Origin of the sequence: Candidatus Thiodiazotropha endoloripes, assembly GCF_001708965.1 — a bacterium.
Taxonomy (GTDB): domain Bacteria; phylum Pseudomonadota; class Gammaproteobacteria; order Chromatiales; family Chromatiaceae; genus Thiodiazotropha; species Thiodiazotropha endoloripes.
Genome location: NZ_LVJW01000006.1, coordinates 508,399 through 524,836, shown reverse-complemented (window position 1 = coordinate 524,836; position 16,438 = coordinate 508,399). Strand labels below are relative to the sequence as shown.

Genomic DNA, 16,438 nt, shown 5'->3' with positions numbered 1-16,438 from the left:
GAGGGCTATTATCAGGGCCTATTGGATTAGTGTTAACAGGCCCTAGAACTCTACGCAACCCGCTGAATTCTGAGGCCCGGTAAAATCCTCTGTAGTGCTCTTTTTCTAATCTTGAGTTGGCTGGATCAGCACTCAAGCCATAGGCGTCTATTTACCACCGAAGAGGCGCTTCAACGATTTTGCAAACCCGCCTTGCTTCCCCTTGTCGGCAGCAATCTCAAGCATGTTGATTTTTACCGCTTTAACATACGCGGCATCATCGTTGCGTATGTGATTGAACAGCCAGCGGGCCAATAGGTCGTGCAGTTCCGCAGAGATATCTTCGCCATTTTTGAAACGATCCTGAAATTCTGAGACTCTGCGAATAAACAACTCATGAACTTTTTTGTGGGGCCTCACAAATTCATATCCGGCATCTTCAATCAGTGCTTCTTCGAAACTGAAGTGAGACAATGTGTAATCGACGGTTGCTGCAATGATGTCACCAATCGCAGTCAGATCATTGTTCAATCTGGCGTCATGGAGTTTATTGATATAGTCGACGATACGTTCATGCTGTCCATCAATGACTTCGATTCCTGTTTCAAGTTCCTTTGTCCAAACCAAATATCCCATCTATCAGCTCCCTGTTAATAATATCCTGAAAACTATTTAAGCACTGATCATATTAATCACACTTTGTCTAAAAAAAGCCAGTAAGCCCCAGCCCAGCAGACCTTTCTGTCAATAATCCGGGAATTAATACTTTAAGCAGTATTGGTTCTGTCGAAGGCGCCGGGAAAAACTGAATGATTAAGAAAAAGGGCGACTCTGACTCTATCACGCAAAGATTAATATTGGCTTTTTAAGTTAATAGTACTTTTCTATCCTGAAATGAAAGTCAATTGAAATAATTTGCTTTTTGAACTCTAGGGCCTATTGGATTAGTGTTAACAGGCCCTGGTTGTTCATTCATCGTAGAAAGGTAGCAGCGTATCAATCCACAGTGACTATCGAGCCTGGTCTCAGTAGATGGATTCGGTTGTTGACTGGTTAATGCAGGTGGTTCCCAGGCAGAATCGTAGCAATGAGACTGCCCAGGCGGACAGCCATAAGATAGTGTCAGGTTCTGTGTGGTGCTCTTTTCAATACAGACGCATGAAATCGGGTATCAACCAGGGATTGCCCATGAGTACACTGACATGGTTGATCAGCAGGGCAAGAAACCCGAGCACGATCAAGCTATACCCGCATAATTGCAGCACATCCAGATCGTTGTCTTCCATTGTCCGCTCCTGAGCAGGAATTGATTATGTTCTATTTTTTAGCAGCTGGATGTGAGGTATAACAGAGTAAAATAGTAAGGAAATAAGGGATCTCCCTGTGTGGGCCGGAAAAACCCTTATATTCCGGCTAGGAAACGCCCGCTGTCGTCTTAAAGGGACTTGATGAAAACCTTGGATTTTCTCTGATAATTATAGAGTTTACGTTTCAGCATCGGCAGCTCCTTCAGGGTGCCTGGTAAGTAGCCCCGCTCCTTGAACCATTGCGCTGATTGGGTGGTGAGGATGAACAGGTTACGGATACCCTGTTTGGCGGCGACTGCCTCCATGTGGGCAAGCAAACGTTCACCCCGGTCACTACCCCGGTATTCCGGGTGAACCACGACACAGGCCAACTCAGCCATCGACTCCTGCTGGTAGGGGTATAGAGCGGCACAGGCAACCACCATGCCGTCCCTCTCCATGAGGGTGAAACGGTCAATTTCAGTCTCTATCAGCTCTCTGGAGCGTCTTACCAGGATACCCTTCTCTTCCAGAGGTTCGATCAGCCCAAGCAGACCCACCACGTCATCGATACGGGCTGTACGGGTCTCCTCATAGGGTTCGGCCGATATCAGGGTGCCGATACCATCTCTGGTAAACAGCTCCTTGAGCAGCCCCCCATCCAGCTGTCTGTCGATCAGATGGCAACGTTTGACGCCGCTGCGACAGGCAGAGACTGCTGCTTTCAGATTCTGTTTCAGGTCTTCGGAGAGCTTTTTCCGGGTGGTTAACAATTTGTCCACTTCACGAGGCGAGAGACTGGTGATCAGTCGTTTGCGTGAATCGGTGACTCCCTTGGCCTCGACAAGTGCAATCAGTTTGTCTGCACCCAGGGCCGTGGCTACCGAGGCGGCCACATCAGCGTAGCTGAGGTTGAAGACTTCGCCGGTGGGTGAATAGCCCAGCGGCGGCACGATCGCGATTGCTCCGGATTCAAGCCGTTGTTCAATGCCAGCGGCATCCACCCGGCGCACCACGCCGGTATGGCCATAGTCGATACCGTCTTTGACGCCCAGCGGTCTGGCGGTGACAAAGTTCCCTGAAGCGGCGCGAATCCTTACCCCGGCCATGGGTGAGTTGGCAAGACCCATTGAGAGCAGGGCCTCTATCTCAACCCGCGCTGCACCGGCAGCCTCTTTGACACAGGTCAGTGCCGGGTCATCGGTGATTCTCAAACCATCGACGAACTGGGTTTCAACGCCTCTGGTTTGTAGACGCTCTTCGATTTGCGGTCTGGCGCCATGCACCAACACCAGTCTGATACCCAGACCATGCAGTAGAGCGATATCGTGAATCAGGTTGTCAAAACCACTGCCAGTGACAGCCTCGCCACCAAAGGTGATCACAAATGTTCGTCCGCGATGCGCGTGGATATAGGGGGATGAACCACGAAACCAGTCGACAAACATGTCTTGCAGTTTTTGATCGCGTTTTTTCATCTTGTGTAAATAGCCCTAAGCTGCTGTCTATAAACAAAACTTCCTGATCAGTGACTGTATCAGGTTAATCGCAGGTTGAATATGTTCGAGGGGTATATATTCATCCGGTTGGTGAGCCTGATCGATACTTCCCGGACCACAGATCACCGTCTCCATGCCCATGCTGTTCAGATAGGGTGCTTCGGTACCAAATGCCACGGCACCCGCCTGGGTGTCGGTAAATTTCTCCACTGCTTTGACGATCGCTGCCTCTGCCGGGGTTTCTACGGCAGGTATCCCATCGAACAGTGGTTTGTACTGCCACTCAAGACCGGTTTCGGAGAGACAGGATTCGATGCGGTCACTCAGTTCTGCTCTGAGCAACTGCATATCCATGCCGGGTAGGGATCTGAGATCGAATTGAAGTTCGCACTTGCCACAGATCCGGTTTGGATTGTCTCCCCCATGAATATGGCCCAGATTGAGGGTGGGTACATTGATATCAAATGCCGGATTGGTATAACGACGCTGAAGCTCCATACGCCAATTCAATACCTCACCAAGGACCAGTTGCATACCATCCAGTGCATTTCTGCCAAGCTGTGGATTGCTGGAGTGACCGGATTGGCCGGTGAGTATGATGGATTCCATCGAGACCCCCTTATGCATACGCACCGGCTTCAGGCCGGTGGGTTCACCGATGACGGCATGGCGGCCCAACTGACGATGCAGATCCAGCAATGACTTGGCGCCGCACATGTCACTCTCTTCGTCGGCGGTGGCCACTATTACCAGGGGTTTCTTCAGTTGATCGAGCGGAAGTTCTCTGACGGCCTCAAGGATGACAGCGAAAAAACCTTTCATATCCGCCGTGCCGATGCCGTAGAGTCGTTGCTCCCGTTCACTCAGCTTGAGTGGATCCGAGCTCCATTTGTCCTCATCGAAAGGGACTGTATCGGTATGTCCGGAGAGTACCAGTCCATTGCTGCCTCGGCCGTAGGAGGCGATCAGGTTCAGTTTTCCGGGGCGGCCGGGAACAGGCAGGATCTCGGTCTCGAAACCCAGTGCACCAAACCAGCTATCCAGTAGTTCGATCACAGCACCGTTACCCATGTCCCATTCGGGATTGACGCTGCTTACCGAAGCAGAGCCGATCAGCTGGCTCATCATTTCAATATATTTGGGAAATTTCATAGAAGTGATTTTGTGGGGATGCTTATCAACATGCAAGTCTGGGCGAGTGGCAACTTATCGGTTTACAGTTTATGACCTTTGAGGGCGGATAAAATCCCTGGCAACCTTGAAAAAAGATCTGACCTTTGCTTTTGTTAAAGTTGTTGGCCTCATTATTCCTTCTGAGGAGCCGATCATCATTCAGCGGCGAGCAGCATGTGTTGATAATGATAAAGCAGCTATCACCGGGATTAGTTTTGAATTGAATGGCTTGACTCAACAAAGCCTGCTGGTAACCATCTTCTGAGCAATCAAGAACGCCATGCGCCTATATATCAGACATCCCACCGATGTACCCATCGATTTTCAATTGGGTGGCAGGGCCTCTGCGCACCGTAAAAAACTGACAAACTACAGTGAAGGTGGACTCTGTTTTCTGACTGATGATCATATAGAGCCGGGTACGGAAATTCACATTGCCATCCCGATTACGCCACCTCAGTTTCATGCTACCGGTGTGGTTGTCTGGTCCAGGCAGGAGGAGGATTGCTACCTGATCGGGGTGAAATTTATTGGAGAAGAGACCGCCTATGCCGTGCGTATGGTTGAGCAATTGTGCTATATCGAACACTACAAGCAGAGTGTGAAAACCAGTGAAGGTCGCTCTCTGAGCGGAGAGGAGGCAGCCATCGAGTGGATTGAGAAGTTTGCCGGGGAGTTTCCAACCTAAAGGGGTATGCTGTCGATGATGTTCAGAGCTTTTGTGCTTGCAGTTATCTGCAGTCTGATGCCGTTTGCCGGCCTGGTCGCGGCAGGGGATGTGGTTACGGTTAAAAGACTTCATCCTGACCTGGCCTGGCAGCTGGTCAAGCATACGGTGGACGCCTGTCGTGCAGAGGGTTATCAGGTCACCGCCGTGGTGGTGGATCGGGATGGAGCCGAAACCGCCGTTTTCAGGGATGTGCATGCCAGTCGATTCACCCTTCAGATCGCCAGGGACAAAGCCAATGCGGTGATACTCTCCGGGATAGCCTCCGGGGAGTTTCGTGACAACCGCCGGGATATCCAACAGGAGATGAATCATGTCACGGGTGTATTGGTGTTACAGGGTGGACTGCCAATTGAATCAGGTGGTTACCAGTTAGGAGCGATCGGTGTCAGTGGTGCTCCGGGTGGCGAAAGGGATGAGCAGTGTGCGGCAAAAGGGCTGGAGAAGATCCAGGAACGACTCGATTTTGCTGAATAGTGGACAAATGGCATCTGTGATATTCTCGCTGGCAACAGCTCGAAAGGAGGCCTGCTATGCAGTCCGAGATTACAGGAAGCCAGTACACATTGGGCGAAGAGATTGCTCATGCGGTCACCCACGGAATCGGTGTTCTGCTGAGTGTTGCCGGATTGGCGTTGCTGGTAACCTATGCGGCGCTGTATGGTGATGTCTGGCATATCACCAGTTGCAGTATTTACGGCGCAACCCTGATATTGCTCTATACCGCCTCCACGCTCTACCACGGCATCCCCATGCCGAGAGCGAAAAAACTGCTGCAGCGATTCGATCATGCCGCGATCTTTTTACTGATCGCCGGTACCTATACACCTTTCACGCTGGTCAATTTGCGCGGCAGCTGGGGCTGGACCCTGTTTGGTCTGGTCTGGGGTTTTGCCATCGTCGGTATACTGCTGGAGCTGTTGAGGGATGTGCGCCTGAAATGGCTCTCTCTGTCACTCTATCTGGGGCTTGGCTGGTTGGTGGTGATTGCGATCAAGCCGTTGATCGACGCCGTTGAAGTTGGTGGGATCGTACTCTTGCTGGCTGGTGGCCTATGTTACTCCCTTGGGGTGATTTTCTATATCTGGCGGCGCTTGGCCTACCATCATGCAGTATGGCATCTGTTTGTACTGGCCGGTAGCGTGCTGCACTTTTTCTCTGTTTTTTTCTATGTCGTACCCCCGGCGAATGGTTCAATCTGATCGGTGTTATTGGCCTAAGACCTGTTAATGCTAATCCAATAGCCCCTGTTGTGCCTGACAAAGCGCCAATCAAGGCGCGAGGCGCGTAGTTTGGTTGTTCCAAATGAGTGACGAGCAACGCCGAGTGGCGCTTTATCAGGTGCAGGCCCTAGGACATATAATAACCGGCAGCTGCCATGCCAATGCTCAGTATGAAGAACATCGCCGCTGAGGATTTCCACATTGTATAGTTCAGGGTTTGCGCATTGCGATTGTGCAGCGCAATAGCCAATATGCCGGCAATCATGAAAATGGCGCTGGCCACGTAAGCGATCGTGATCAGATACTCAACCTTGATTTTTGTTGAGCCTTGAACGCCGCCGCCAATGGTCTCAAATTTATTCGCCATTGCTGGATCGCTCAGTGTCAACAGGGCGAAGACCAGGACGAATAGAACCCAGGGTAGCGCGACTGTCAGTTTCGATTTCATTGGTCTGATCTCTCAGGTTTAGTGGCCCTGGATAAGAGCCCTATATTACTCAGGTGTATTCCCGGTTTAGCGGCAGCTCATTGAATTTATTGAATTTGATGAAAATTCGTCGAGTGATTGGCCCGGCACCTTGACAGGTTTGGTTCAGGCTTTTCTTGAAATCCCTAACCGTTTGATTTTAAAAGACCTGCACGCTTAGGCAGAACCTGAACTGTCAAGCTGCCGGGAATCCACACCCGGGATTCTTTCTGCCCCCCCCTATTCGGGATACTCAATTTCCGCATGGATATGTCAAAATAGAATACTGTTTGATCAGGTTGGAGGGGCTTACCCCAATGCTTGATATGCAAAGAGTGGCCTTGGTGTGTCTGGAAACGATATGGTTTGACGCCAGGTAATAAGAACAACGAGGAGATCATCCAATGTACAGCTTTAAGTCTCGCCTTGATGGGAATATCGATGATATTGAGCAGCGTGTAGTTGCAGCACTGAAAGTTGAAGGTTTCGGGGTGCTGACTGAAATCGATGTCAAGGCAACACTGAAAGAGAAACTCGGAATCGAAAAAAGACCCTACAAGATTCTGGGTGCCTGTAATCCCCCCCTGGCCAATCAGGCGATAGATGCCGAACCGGATATTGGATTGCTATTGCCATGCAATGTGGTCGTCCGGCAGGAGGAGGATGGCTCTGTAACAGTGGCATTCATGGATCCGGTCGCTGTGCTGAAACTGGTCGAGAAACCTGAGGTCGGCGATATGGCTATGGATGTCCGCCAGAGACTGGAGCGGGTACGTGATGCGATCGAGCGGTAATCGGCTTTGAGTTGTTGTACAACTTGCTAGGGCTTGTTATCACGAATCCAATACGTCCTGCCGGGGTTGTTTTTATGCTCAGCAAGGCACAACAGGTTGTCTTGGATTCGTGCTGACAGGCCCTTAAAAATTGACAATAAATCACAAACTACCGGAGCTTAGTTCGATATCATTCAGCGCACTTGACTTTAAAGAACAAATTTCAGGAAGAAATTATGAAGAAATCCGTTATAGGACTGATTTTAAGCGCTGGATTGATCTCGACTGCTCCGACACTCAGTGCCGGACAAGAGTGGGGGTTTCTCCCGGTTAAGAGCGATGGGTTTAATCCGGACCTAACCCTGTCAGTCACTGGTGGCATTATGGATCCGCAGACCCATGGATTGGATACGGATCTTGTTTTTGGCTTGGAGATATCCTTCGATTGTCTTCTTGTTGAACCACCCAACGCCACAATTCGCCAGCAATTCAGCTACTCACACTATGATGACAGCGGGCTCGAGATTACGAGTTTCGAGATGAATCCGCACTATCTCTATCGTGTGGATAATCGATTTTCGATCGGATTTGGGCCGGGAATTGGTTACATCGATGCTGATGGTCGTAATGTTAATGAGGGTGCCTTTGCTCTGCAGGGTGGGGTGAGTCTTCACTACAAAATGAGCGAACAACTCTTCTTGGGTGCAGAAGCAAGGTATCAATGGACTCAAGAGCTGGATGATATCAATGATGACCTGAAAAATGCCCGTCTCTTCGGAAAGCTGGGATACCGTTTTTAGCTCAGTTGTAGTTGATCTTCAGGTTTTGAGCTACTTGGGCTGCTAATAACAGCATCGGCCCGTCTTATCACCACGCAGTGTGAGTCTACAGATCCATTCGGTGACCGGGCCGCTCTCTTACAGATTTACAGCATCGAAATCACATTTGATTGTATCGATCTGTTAGTGCCTATTGGATGAGTATTAACAGGCCCTAGTCAGTATGTGATCAGAATGGTCGTGTTAGACAGGAATTGTTTGCATTAACCACACGCTTCCTGTTCGGCTAATAGCCTCAAATTCAATTGAAGCTAATAGGGATGATTCTTATGGATAAGATTGTGTTTCTGTACACGTTGTCGAATGCTATGACAATAGACTCTGCGAATCGCAAATCGCAGTTGAGTCCGCTTAAATATGGCTACTTCAAATCCCGTATCGCCTATTTCCTGATGGTTGTTCTTAACCTTAAGGAACTCCTGTTCTTATCAAAAAACAACTACGATCAATTAAAGTTTCTGCTTAAAAATCATCCGGAAGCCGTACCCAGTGTGTTTTGGCCATATCAGTGTGCCAGTTGGGGGATGGTCAAGCGTTTGGAATCCTTGCACACGCACTTTTCCTTGATTGGTGGGGAACTCGGTTACCTGAATCTGGATAGATATGAGCGAAAAGAGGTGGTTGATCTGGATAACTACTATCCGGGTATGCGACTTGTGCTCGATAAAGAAGGTATCTTCCTGAGAGAGGGTATGCTGGTTTTGAATATTTACATTTATGAGGAGAGGTTGTTTTCAATCGCTTTCTCCATAGTAAAATCCCAATCGAATCGGTTACACGCTTTTATTGGCGCGATCCAGGGAAGAAGGATGAAACATGTGACAGAGATCTACAGGGATATAACAAAAAAACTTTATGGTATAAGGCCTCGCGACCTGATGGTCGAACTGTTTCAAATATTTTGTAAGCAGTTTGGCATTGATTGGATATTTGCCGTGCAGGAAGCAGAGCATCAGCATAATCACTATTTTTATCTTTTTAAAAACAAATCGGAACTGAAGCGTCTTGATTATGATCAGGTATGGGAGGAGCGGGGTGGGCGTTGTTGTCAAGACGGCTTTTATAAGCTCTCTGTGTACCCAGTGAAAAAGCCGTCTCATCTGATCGTTTCCCGGAAACGCTCAATGTACAGAAAAAGGTATGAGCTGTTGACGGCAATCGAAAGTCAAATGTCAATGGCAATCAATCGCCCGTATGGGTTGTCTTGATATGTAGCGACCGCCATTCTGGAACGAACTGAATACCTTTTTTACACTCATCAGGCAGGAGAAATACTTCAAGATTGTCGGAGTATTGGTTGAAGTATCTTTATTTATCGAACTATGTCTGTTGCTTGGTTTATTGAAAAAGCGTTTAAACCTGTATATAACTTCACCTTAATTGCAATGGCTGATAAGGTGATGAAATGCCAGAAAAAGACCAAGAAGCCTCTGAAGCGGAAGGGATGGAAATCGCGGATTCACCAATTAACGACAGTGTCGAGGGGTTGGTTGAAATTATCGATGCACCGGAGGTTCTAGATCCGGTAATGGAGATCTTTGGAGGTTACCCCTGGGTAAAGGGTATCCTGATCTTTGTTTTTTTTATCCTCATTGCAAAACTCCTAACCTGGGTTTTTTTGCCGATCATACGCCGGTTGGCAGCAAGAACTGCCAGTCATGTTGACGATAAAATCATTATGATGCTGAAAGCGCCACTGTTCTGGACAGTAACGCTTATCGGCTTACTGGTGGCTTCTACGGTTTCATCACTGGGAGATCAGCTCAACAATATCTTATTGTCAATCGTTACTTCGGTGCTGGTTTTCCTCTGGATGCTGTTTGCGATACGGCTATCCAAGCTACTGCTGCAGGTCGCCAGTAGTCGGGCAAGTGATCATGCTGTGATACGTCCGCAAACACTTCCACTCTTCACCAATCTGTTCGCAATTACATTTTTTATCTTTGCGGTCTATTTCATCTTTCAGGCCTGGCATATCGATATGACAGCCTGGTTGGCATCCGCTGGTATCATCGGTATCGCAGTTGGTTTCGCCGCTAAGGATACCTTGGCGAATCTCTTTTCCGGGGTTTTTATCATGGCGGATACACCCTATAAAATAGGTGATTATATTGTTTTGGATGACGGGACGGGATTAAGAGGGAAGGTGACGAGTATTGGTATCCGAAGTACCCGGTTATTAACCAGGGATGATGTTGAAGTAACCATACCCAATGCAATAATGGGTAACTCGAAAGTGGTGAATGAGTCTGGTGGACCCTATCCCAAGTACAGAATAAGGGTGGCAGTTGGTGTTGCCTACGGTGTCGATATTGATAAGGTAAAGAGTATTCTGCTCACCATCGCAGAAGAGAATGAGGCGGTTTGTCATGATCCGGAACCGAGGGTGAGATTTCGCACCTTTGGAGCCTCTTCCTTGGACTTTGAGCTTTTGTGTTGGGTTGATAACCCTGAGTTGAGAGGCAGAGTCGTCGACATGCTGAACAGTACGATATACAAATTGTTTCTGCAGGAGGGTGTTGAGATACCCTACTCAAAACAGGATCTCTATATCAAAGAGTTTCCTGGTCAGACAGATTGAGTTGAGTGAAAACCTAAAGCTCTATTATTAGCTTGTCTGCCCAACAAAGAGATCCTTGCTATAGCTCAGATCGTGGCAAACTCAATATGGTCACGACCGCCATCTTTGGCTTTATAGAGTAGTGTGTCCGCCGCTTTGATGATATCTTCTTCAGTGGAGTCAATGTCGGGATAGGCAGTGGCCAGACCGATGGATACTGTAATATTGCTGCTGATGGGTGAATCGGGATTGGGAATCTCTTTTTTGCGGATTGTGTCCATCAACTTCAGCATTAACACCAAGGATTCATCCATGGCTGAGTTACCATAAACAATCACAAATTCATCCCCGCCATAACGAGCGCAGACATCACTGGGCCTCTTGGCGAACTCTTTCATAATGTCGCTTATGGTTTCCAGGCATTCATCTCCGGCATGATGTCCTGATGAATCATTGAGATGTTTGAAGAAGTCGATATCGATCATAGCCATTGTGATAGGCATTTGTGAACGAATACAGCGTTTCCACTCATCTGTCAGGAAGTCATCGAAATGGCGACGGTTTGAAAGGCCGGTCAAGCTGTCAATTCTTGAGAGATATAAGGCCTGCTCCTCTGCAATTTTGCGTTCTGTTATGTTGCTATGATCAATAATTACAATGCGTGATTTGTCAAATTCAAGCGCGTTGACCCGCATCTGAAACCAACGCTTTTCAGTGGGGGAGTGGCATGGGTATTCATGGTAAAAAGATCGGGTTTTCCCATTGATCACATCTTCAATGTCACTCTTTACGCTCAATTCCTCAGCACCATCCCGGGGCGCGCAGGCGTCAAAGTAGTTGACACCTACCCACTCGGTATTCTCAGGAATACCATTTGATAATCCAAAATCGATCCACGATTTGTTGACATAAATAATGGTTCCCTGATCATCAATAACAGCGATATGGTCGGTTATTGTATCAAGTACTAAATTCAAAAAATCAAATGTTTCAAACATGTCAATATTACTACAACTGAGAAGCCAAGCCGCTTGCTATATATGGTTATATAACAATTGATTTACGTTGTTATTGATACTACTGTTAATTACCCAGACAGTAATAGGCTAATACTCAAGTACATTGGGAAGGCATCCTGGCGCTATTCAGTATCAGTCACATCGCTGTCCTGATCAATATTAATAGCATGATGAGGCTTAGGTTACTACTGCAAATACGATTGAGATATTACTTAAGTTATTGAAATGGTGAAGGTTAGGTATTTTTGGCGGCTAATTAACCAGGCACCCTATATGGTTATGGGTAGTTCTACTACTACACAGGAGTCGTATTGCAATTTAAGCGAGTGGCGGGTGTAACCTGAAATTCAGGCTGGCATTAGTATGAAGTATGACTTTATAGGCCAAACCAATGTATGAGAGGGGTTTGTAGTTCGCAAATTCGAATCGGTTGAGTTAACAAAGCTCAGCTCGTCAAAACGGCTGACATCAGATGCCGCAACTGAAAACCGATGCACAGTATTCAAATGGTAGTGAATACTGTGCATCTCATTTTATTATTAATCCATTTCAATATTATTCGTTTTTACTTCGTCTCCATTGCCGTTGCCTGCAAGTTCGACTCTTTTCAAGGTCAATGAGCCTGCTTCTTCAGCATGCTCAGCCTCATCTTCCACAACCCACTGCTCAATCTTGATACCATATTTATTGTTATCAAGGGCACGAACGGATTTAAGGACGGTCTCTATTTTGCCTTCTCCAAGCTCGGTGAACTGAATGCCATCATCACCACTCTGTTCGACATTAACCCGTGTCAATTTGGCTTCGATGTCTCCGGCATCCTCTTCATCAAGTTTGATGGCTTCATCATTGTTGTTGAGTGCGGTAATACGTTTGAATTTTGCTTCAATGTCACCATTGCCAGCCTCATCAAAATCCAAACCCTCATCCATGTTGTTGTTGACGACCAGGTTGGTCAAGTGTGCCTGTATATCACCGTCGTCTGCTTCATCGATGTCAAATCCGTCGTCCAGGTCTTCCTCGTTGTAGAAACCATTGTCGTTGAGTGAGACCCGATTCATGTAAACTTCCACATTACCATCACCAGCCTCGTCCAGCTCAATACCGTCACCACCGTTATTGTCAATCGTGGTGTTGGAGATAAAAGCATAGATATCACCAAGACTTCTCTCATCAACCCGAACACCATCAAAATCGATTGCGCCGGTACCGTTGTACTCAAATGTACAACGGGTCAACTTTAATTCAATACCCAACATGGAACCGGATGTACCATCATCAAAGGCATCGGCATTATCATCGACGTGGAGACCAAAAAGGGCAGAGTTTGAAATAGTAACGCGGTCAAGGTTTACTGATACATCATCACCTGATGCATCAGCAGGAACGTTTACCACAATGCCTCTGGTGGCACTGTTGATTACCTTCAGGTTCTTGATCTTCACCTCTGCAGCAGTCTCGAATATCAGGGTAGCGTCTTCTGTTATGGCAGTAAGATCGGCATCAAGTACAAAACTACCAGCAGCAGAACCATCGATGGTTGAACCCCTACCGATCAGGGTGATGGATTGCTCACCGCTATAGATAGCCGGAGCGCTCAAGCTGATGTGGGAATTTCTTTTAAAGATGATCTCATCGATGTCCGGATTATATGAAGCCTGTTGAAAAGCATCTTGAAGAGAGCTCTCATCATAAACAACGACAGAATCGGCAAATGCCTGGGAGCTGAAGGAGGCGGCAATCAGGAGTGATAACAGTGAAGGTTTGTTCATATTGTTTTCCATATTAAAAAAATAAAAGTTTGTCAACGATAATGGTTGAGGATGACGTAAATATGACAGATTGATTTCAGTTGAACGGTAAACAAATAAAGTTGTGCTTATAATTGGTGTGGGTTAGCAAAATAGATTTAGATTCAGCATCCATAATGGATACTTCTTATTCGGTGAAAAGTTCAACACTCAAACACTTTGTTGGATAGCAAGGTATCAATATTACTGGTCAGTTATGATCCTGAGATTAAATTCACTTTGTATATCATGTAACTGGAAGGGTTATTCAAAACAGGGAATGAGTCAACAAGGTTACAAGGTCTTTTACTGCACGTGGAGTCTGCTGGAGTCTCCTCATGAATCCAACGGTCGCTGACACCTGCAGCTCGGATGGTACTGGCTTAGGCGCCTTCGTCAGCAATATCTCAGGTCTGGTGCCTTCAACCCTCTATTCTGTACGAGCCTTTGCCACCAATGGCATTGGTACTGGTTATGGGCCCCAGATCAGTTTTACCACAGTGGCAGATGATGGTGATGGCGTGGCTTTGGCGGTTGAGGATGCCGGGCCAAACGGTGGTGATGGCAATAATGACGGTACCGCCGACAGTCTCCAGTCGAATGTCAGTTCCCTGCCGGATGCGACCGGGAGCGGCTATCTCACCCTGGAGGTTGGGGGAGGCTGTGCCACCGCACAGGCGGTGGCAGCTGTAGCGATTGGCTCAATGCCCGCAGCGGATCCATTCGGCTATCTCTATCCCTATGGCTTGCTGGAATTTACCCTGCCTTGTGAAACCGCTGATATTACCGTCTACTACCATATGCCTGGTGCGACCTCTCTGGTATCGAGTGTTTACAGGAAGTATGGTCCGGTACCGCCCGGTGGGCCTTCTGCTTCCTGGTATACCCTGCCGGGTGTGGTCTACGGTACGGCCGGATCAATGGTAGCAACAGCTTCGTTCACCCTGGCTGACAATGTGTTGGGTGATGATACCGGGGATGATGGAGTGATTGTGGACCAGGGTGGTCCGGGATTCCCGGGTGCTGCGCGGCCGATTCCGACACTCTCCAACCTGGTGGTTCTGTTGCTTGCCCTGCTTGACGGCGCTGTAGCTGTTCGTTCGATCAAACGGGCCTATCTCTAACCAGTCACTGTTCGGGACTTGTTTCTCACCAGGGGGGGATGTTTCCTCCTGGTGTCGAGCGGGATTGAGCCAACTCAGGTGTTCGTCTGATGATTGCTCAGTATAGCGAGGGCAGCTGGCAGCGCCATGTTGGTCCATTCTGATCGTACGATCCCCGGTTCGGATATCGACAATCTCGTTCAGCTTCCGTTAATACGCCCTCCATTAAGCTCCATAGTACAGACACAATGATGGAGCTAACAATGAAACGTGCAGCAGCGATTACTTTATCAACATTGATCCTTCTCTTTTATGTGGGCACATCTTCGGCAATGAGCAATGCCTATGAGCAGGGTTATGACGCCGGTTACAGCGACGGATTGGAAGATGGTTATATCAAGGCTTACAAACGCAGCTATCGTGAAGGCTATCGTGATGGCAAGGATCGATACTATGGTATGCACTCGAAAAGGTCATTCGATGAAAAAGAGTACATACGCGGTTACAAGGTCGGTTATGAAAAGGGCTACAGAAAAGGTACCAGAAAGGGTGACCGCCACGGTTATGAGGATGGATATGAGCAGGGTAGTATCGAATCTTTACGTAAAAAGATGAGAAAGAAGATGCGTCGTAGAAACTGTTATGACAGTCATCTGTATCTTGGTTCCGGAAGAAGATACAAGTGTTATAACTGAAGCTTTTGATGCTCTGGTCATCCTGTCTTGACCACGAGTTTCAACCCACCTGAATCGAATTGTGATCCAGGTGGGTTTTTTAGTCATGGTAGGTCGTAATAGCCCATAGCGTCAGCTTCTGCGTTGATCAGTTTTCTTTTCATCTTGGTCGAATAGGGTAGATTTTGATGGTAGCGCCACCCATCCTTGTCATCACTACTGATGGTTCCGTCATTATTCAAATCGAGATCATAGGCGACAAAGCCCTTTGCCATGGAACCGTCAGCAAGGGTTAGGTCTGTCAATGTCTGATCATCGCCGACAACGTATCGACTGCCGCTGGAACTGATGATCCCAGCCATGGGTTGACCGACGAATCCCTGCCAGATATTGGAGACATTTTCATAGCCTCTATCCTGGTATGTGGTAATGCAATCATCATATTCACTTCCGGTATAACCTTTCAGATCACAGATTGTCGTTGGCTTGGAGATAATGTTTGCAACAAGCACGCTGCGAAAGCCGGTTCGGCATAGCGTGGCGATTGGTGTCTGCTTGTCTTCTATTCTTCCTTCGATCTGCAGAAACAGGCTCTCCGGATCCTGCCTGACCTGATAGACCGTACCACTGGCGCAGGCCCCATCTTCTGTCCTCATGTTATCGACACACTCTCTATAGATCCGTGGGTATGGCATGTGAATGGCTTTTTTAGGATGACCCATACGATATTCAGTGGCGTCTCTGACATCGATGATGGTAATTTTTTCATCATCATCCTCTTTTTCCGAATCATCCTCAGCGCGATCTTCTTTAAGTTTACCCAGCATGCCTAAATAGGCTTTGGCAGAACTGATATCCTGTTGATAGAAGCGCTCCAGATAGTATCTGTTACCATCTGACTCTCCATCCTGTGCGATCGTAAGCGTGGTCACGGTGATTGAGGTCGAAAAGAATAGGCTTGCAATGACAAATTTGGCCGTTTTTTGATTTGGATATGATCTCATCCGTATCTCCCTGTTTTATTGATTGTTTTAGGTTGATCCCTGACATTGGTGCGACTGTGTGTGGCATGGATGGATAACCCAATAGCCTGGATAGAAGCTGCCATCCGGATGCACAGCCGCTAATCGGGTCAACATGATCAAACTAGCCCAGAATTATTAAGAACTGCTTAATTATTAAGAACGGCTCAGGGCCTGTTGGATTCGTGTTACAAGGCCCTAACTAATGAGCCTCAAAAGGCCTGCTCATGAAGTGAGTGTCCAGGGGGGAGATTCGTGTCGTTGTACTGGATTGAATGGATCATGTGTTTATCACCTGCGGTTTA

At 47.6% G+C, this 16,438-nt stretch carries 18 protein-coding genes; 10 read left to right on the top strand and 8 right to left on the bottom strand.

The window, feature by feature from the left end; translation table 11 throughout:
* Window positions 1-147: 147 nt before the first annotated feature.
* From A3193_RS12915 to argE, 4 genes are all read right to left on the bottom strand, one after another.
* Window positions 148-615, bottom strand: coding sequence for a bacteriohemerythrin (locus tag A3193_RS12915; protein ID WP_069003820.1), 468 nt, complete (start codon window positions 613-615; stop codon window positions 148-150).
* Between the two features lie 509 nt (window positions 616-1,124).
* Window positions 1,125-1,265 (bottom strand): hypothetical protein, encoded by a 141-nt coding sequence (locus tag A3193_RS20580; protein ID WP_155523022.1) that lies wholly within the window; start codon window positions 1,263-1,265, stop codon window positions 1,125-1,127.
* Window positions 1,266-1,414: 149 nt separating this feature from the next.
* Window positions 1,415-2,743, bottom strand: coding sequence for an amino-acid N-acetyltransferase (gene argA / locus A3193_RS12910; protein ID WP_069015024.1), 1,329 nt, complete (start codon window positions 2,741-2,743; stop codon window positions 1,415-1,417).
* A gap of 27 nt (window positions 2,744-2,770) precedes the next feature.
* Window positions 2,771-3,916 (bottom strand): acetylornithine deacetylase, encoded by a 1,146-nt coding sequence (gene argE / locus A3193_RS12905; protein WP_069015023.1) that lies wholly within the window; start codon window positions 3,914-3,916, stop codon window positions 2,771-2,773.
* 106 nt (window positions 3,917-4,022) lie between these two features.
* On the opposite strand from argE, the gene A3193_RS12900 reads away from it, so the two are divergent.
* From A3193_RS12900 to trhA, 4 genes are read left to right on the top strand one after another with little or no spacing between them, the layout of a single operon-like run.
* On the top strand, window positions 4,023-4,202 hold the full coding sequence (locus A3193_RS12900) for a hypothetical protein (RefSeq protein WP_069003823.1): 180 nt from the start codon (window positions 4,023-4,025) through the stop codon (window positions 4,200-4,202).
* A gap of 15 nt (window positions 4,203-4,217) precedes the next feature.
* A complete protein-coding gene (locus A3193_RS12895) occupies window positions 4,218-4,625 on the top strand; it encodes a PilZ domain-containing protein (RefSeq protein ID WP_069003824.1) in 408 nt (135 codons plus the stop codon).
* A gap of 15 nt (window positions 4,626-4,640) precedes the next feature.
* The gene (locus tag A3193_RS12890; RefSeq protein ID WP_235614999.1) at window positions 4,641-5,141 is read left to right on the top strand and encodes a GlcG/HbpS family heme-binding protein; all 501 of its coding nucleotides are present in this window, start codon (window positions 4,641-4,643) and stop codon (window positions 5,139-5,141) included.
* Window positions 5,142-5,197: 56 nt separating this feature from the next.
* Window positions 5,198-5,866 carry a PAQR family membrane homeostasis protein TrhA gene (gene trhA, locus A3193_RS12885; RefSeq protein ID WP_069003825.1) on the top strand — a complete coding sequence of 223 codons (669 nt, stop codon included), beginning with the start codon at window positions 5,198-5,200 and terminating at the stop codon, window positions 5,864-5,866.
* Window positions 5,867-6,014: 148 nt separating this feature from the next.
* Here the strand turns inward: trhA and A3193_RS12880 are convergent, their stop codons facing one another.
* Window positions 6,015-6,335 (bottom strand): hypothetical protein, encoded by a 321-nt coding sequence (locus A3193_RS12880; RefSeq protein WP_069003826.1) that lies wholly within the window; start codon window positions 6,333-6,335, stop codon window positions 6,015-6,017.
* A gap of 422 nt (window positions 6,336-6,757) precedes the next feature.
* On the opposite strand from A3193_RS12880, the gene A3193_RS12875 reads away from it, so the two are divergent.
* The 4 genes from A3193_RS12875 (at window position 6,758) to A3193_RS12860 (ending at window position 10,546) form a co-directional block, all read left to right on the top strand.
* Window positions 6,758-7,147, top strand: a complete 390-nt coding sequence (locus A3193_RS12875; RefSeq protein ID WP_069003827.1) for a DUF302 domain-containing protein — start codon at window positions 6,758-6,760, stop codon at window positions 7,145-7,147.
* 215 nt (window positions 7,148-7,362) lie between these two features.
* Window positions 7,363-7,926 carry an outer membrane beta-barrel protein gene (locus A3193_RS12870; RefSeq protein WP_069003828.1) on the top strand — a complete coding sequence of 188 codons (564 nt, stop codon included), beginning with the start codon at window positions 7,363-7,365 and terminating at the stop codon, window positions 7,924-7,926.
* A gap of 308 nt (window positions 7,927-8,234) precedes the next feature.
* On the top strand, window positions 8,235-9,173 hold the full coding sequence (locus tag A3193_RS12865; protein WP_162273749.1) for a DUF535 family protein: 939 nt from the start codon (window positions 8,235-8,237) through the stop codon (window positions 9,171-9,173).
* A gap of 197 nt (window positions 9,174-9,370) precedes the next feature.
* Window positions 9,371-10,546, top strand: coding sequence for a mechanosensitive ion channel family protein (locus A3193_RS12860; RefSeq protein WP_235614998.1), 1,176 nt, complete (start codon window positions 9,371-9,373; stop codon window positions 10,544-10,546).
* A 65-nt stretch (window positions 10,547-10,611) separates the two neighbouring features.
* Here the strand turns inward: A3193_RS12860 and A3193_RS12855 are convergent, their stop codons facing one another.
* Both A3193_RS12855 and A3193_RS12850 read right to left on the bottom strand, forming a co-directional pair.
* Window positions 10,612-11,523 (bottom strand): sensor domain-containing diguanylate cyclase, encoded by a 912-nt coding sequence (locus A3193_RS12855; protein WP_069015021.1) that lies wholly within the window; start codon window positions 11,521-11,523, stop codon window positions 10,612-10,614.
* Between the two features lie 560 nt (window positions 11,524-12,083).
* On the bottom strand, window positions 12,084-13,316 hold the full coding sequence (locus A3193_RS12850) for a hypothetical protein (protein WP_069015020.1): 1,233 nt from the start codon (window positions 13,314-13,316) through the stop codon (window positions 12,084-12,086).
* A gap of 356 nt (window positions 13,317-13,672) precedes the next feature.
* On the opposite strand from A3193_RS12850, the gene A3193_RS12845 reads away from it, so the two are divergent.
* On the top strand, window positions 13,673-14,458 hold the full coding sequence (locus A3193_RS12845) for a choice-of-anchor U domain-containing protein (protein ID WP_069015019.1): 786 nt from the start codon (window positions 13,673-13,675) through the stop codon (window positions 14,456-14,458).
* 242 nt (window positions 14,459-14,700) lie between these two features.
* On the top strand, window positions 14,701-15,132 hold the full coding sequence (locus A3193_RS12840; RefSeq protein WP_069015018.1) for a FliH/SctL family protein: 432 nt from the start codon (window positions 14,701-14,703) through the stop codon (window positions 15,130-15,132).
* An 83-nt stretch (window positions 15,133-15,215) separates the two neighbouring features.
* On the opposite strand, the gene A3193_RS12835 is transcribed toward A3193_RS12840, so the two are convergent.
* Window positions 15,216-16,115 carry a rhodanese-like domain-containing protein gene (locus tag A3193_RS12835; protein ID WP_069015017.1) on the bottom strand — a complete coding sequence of 300 codons (900 nt, stop codon included), beginning with the start codon at window positions 16,113-16,115 and terminating at the stop codon, window positions 15,216-15,218.
* Window positions 16,116-16,438: the final 323 nt, after the last annotated feature.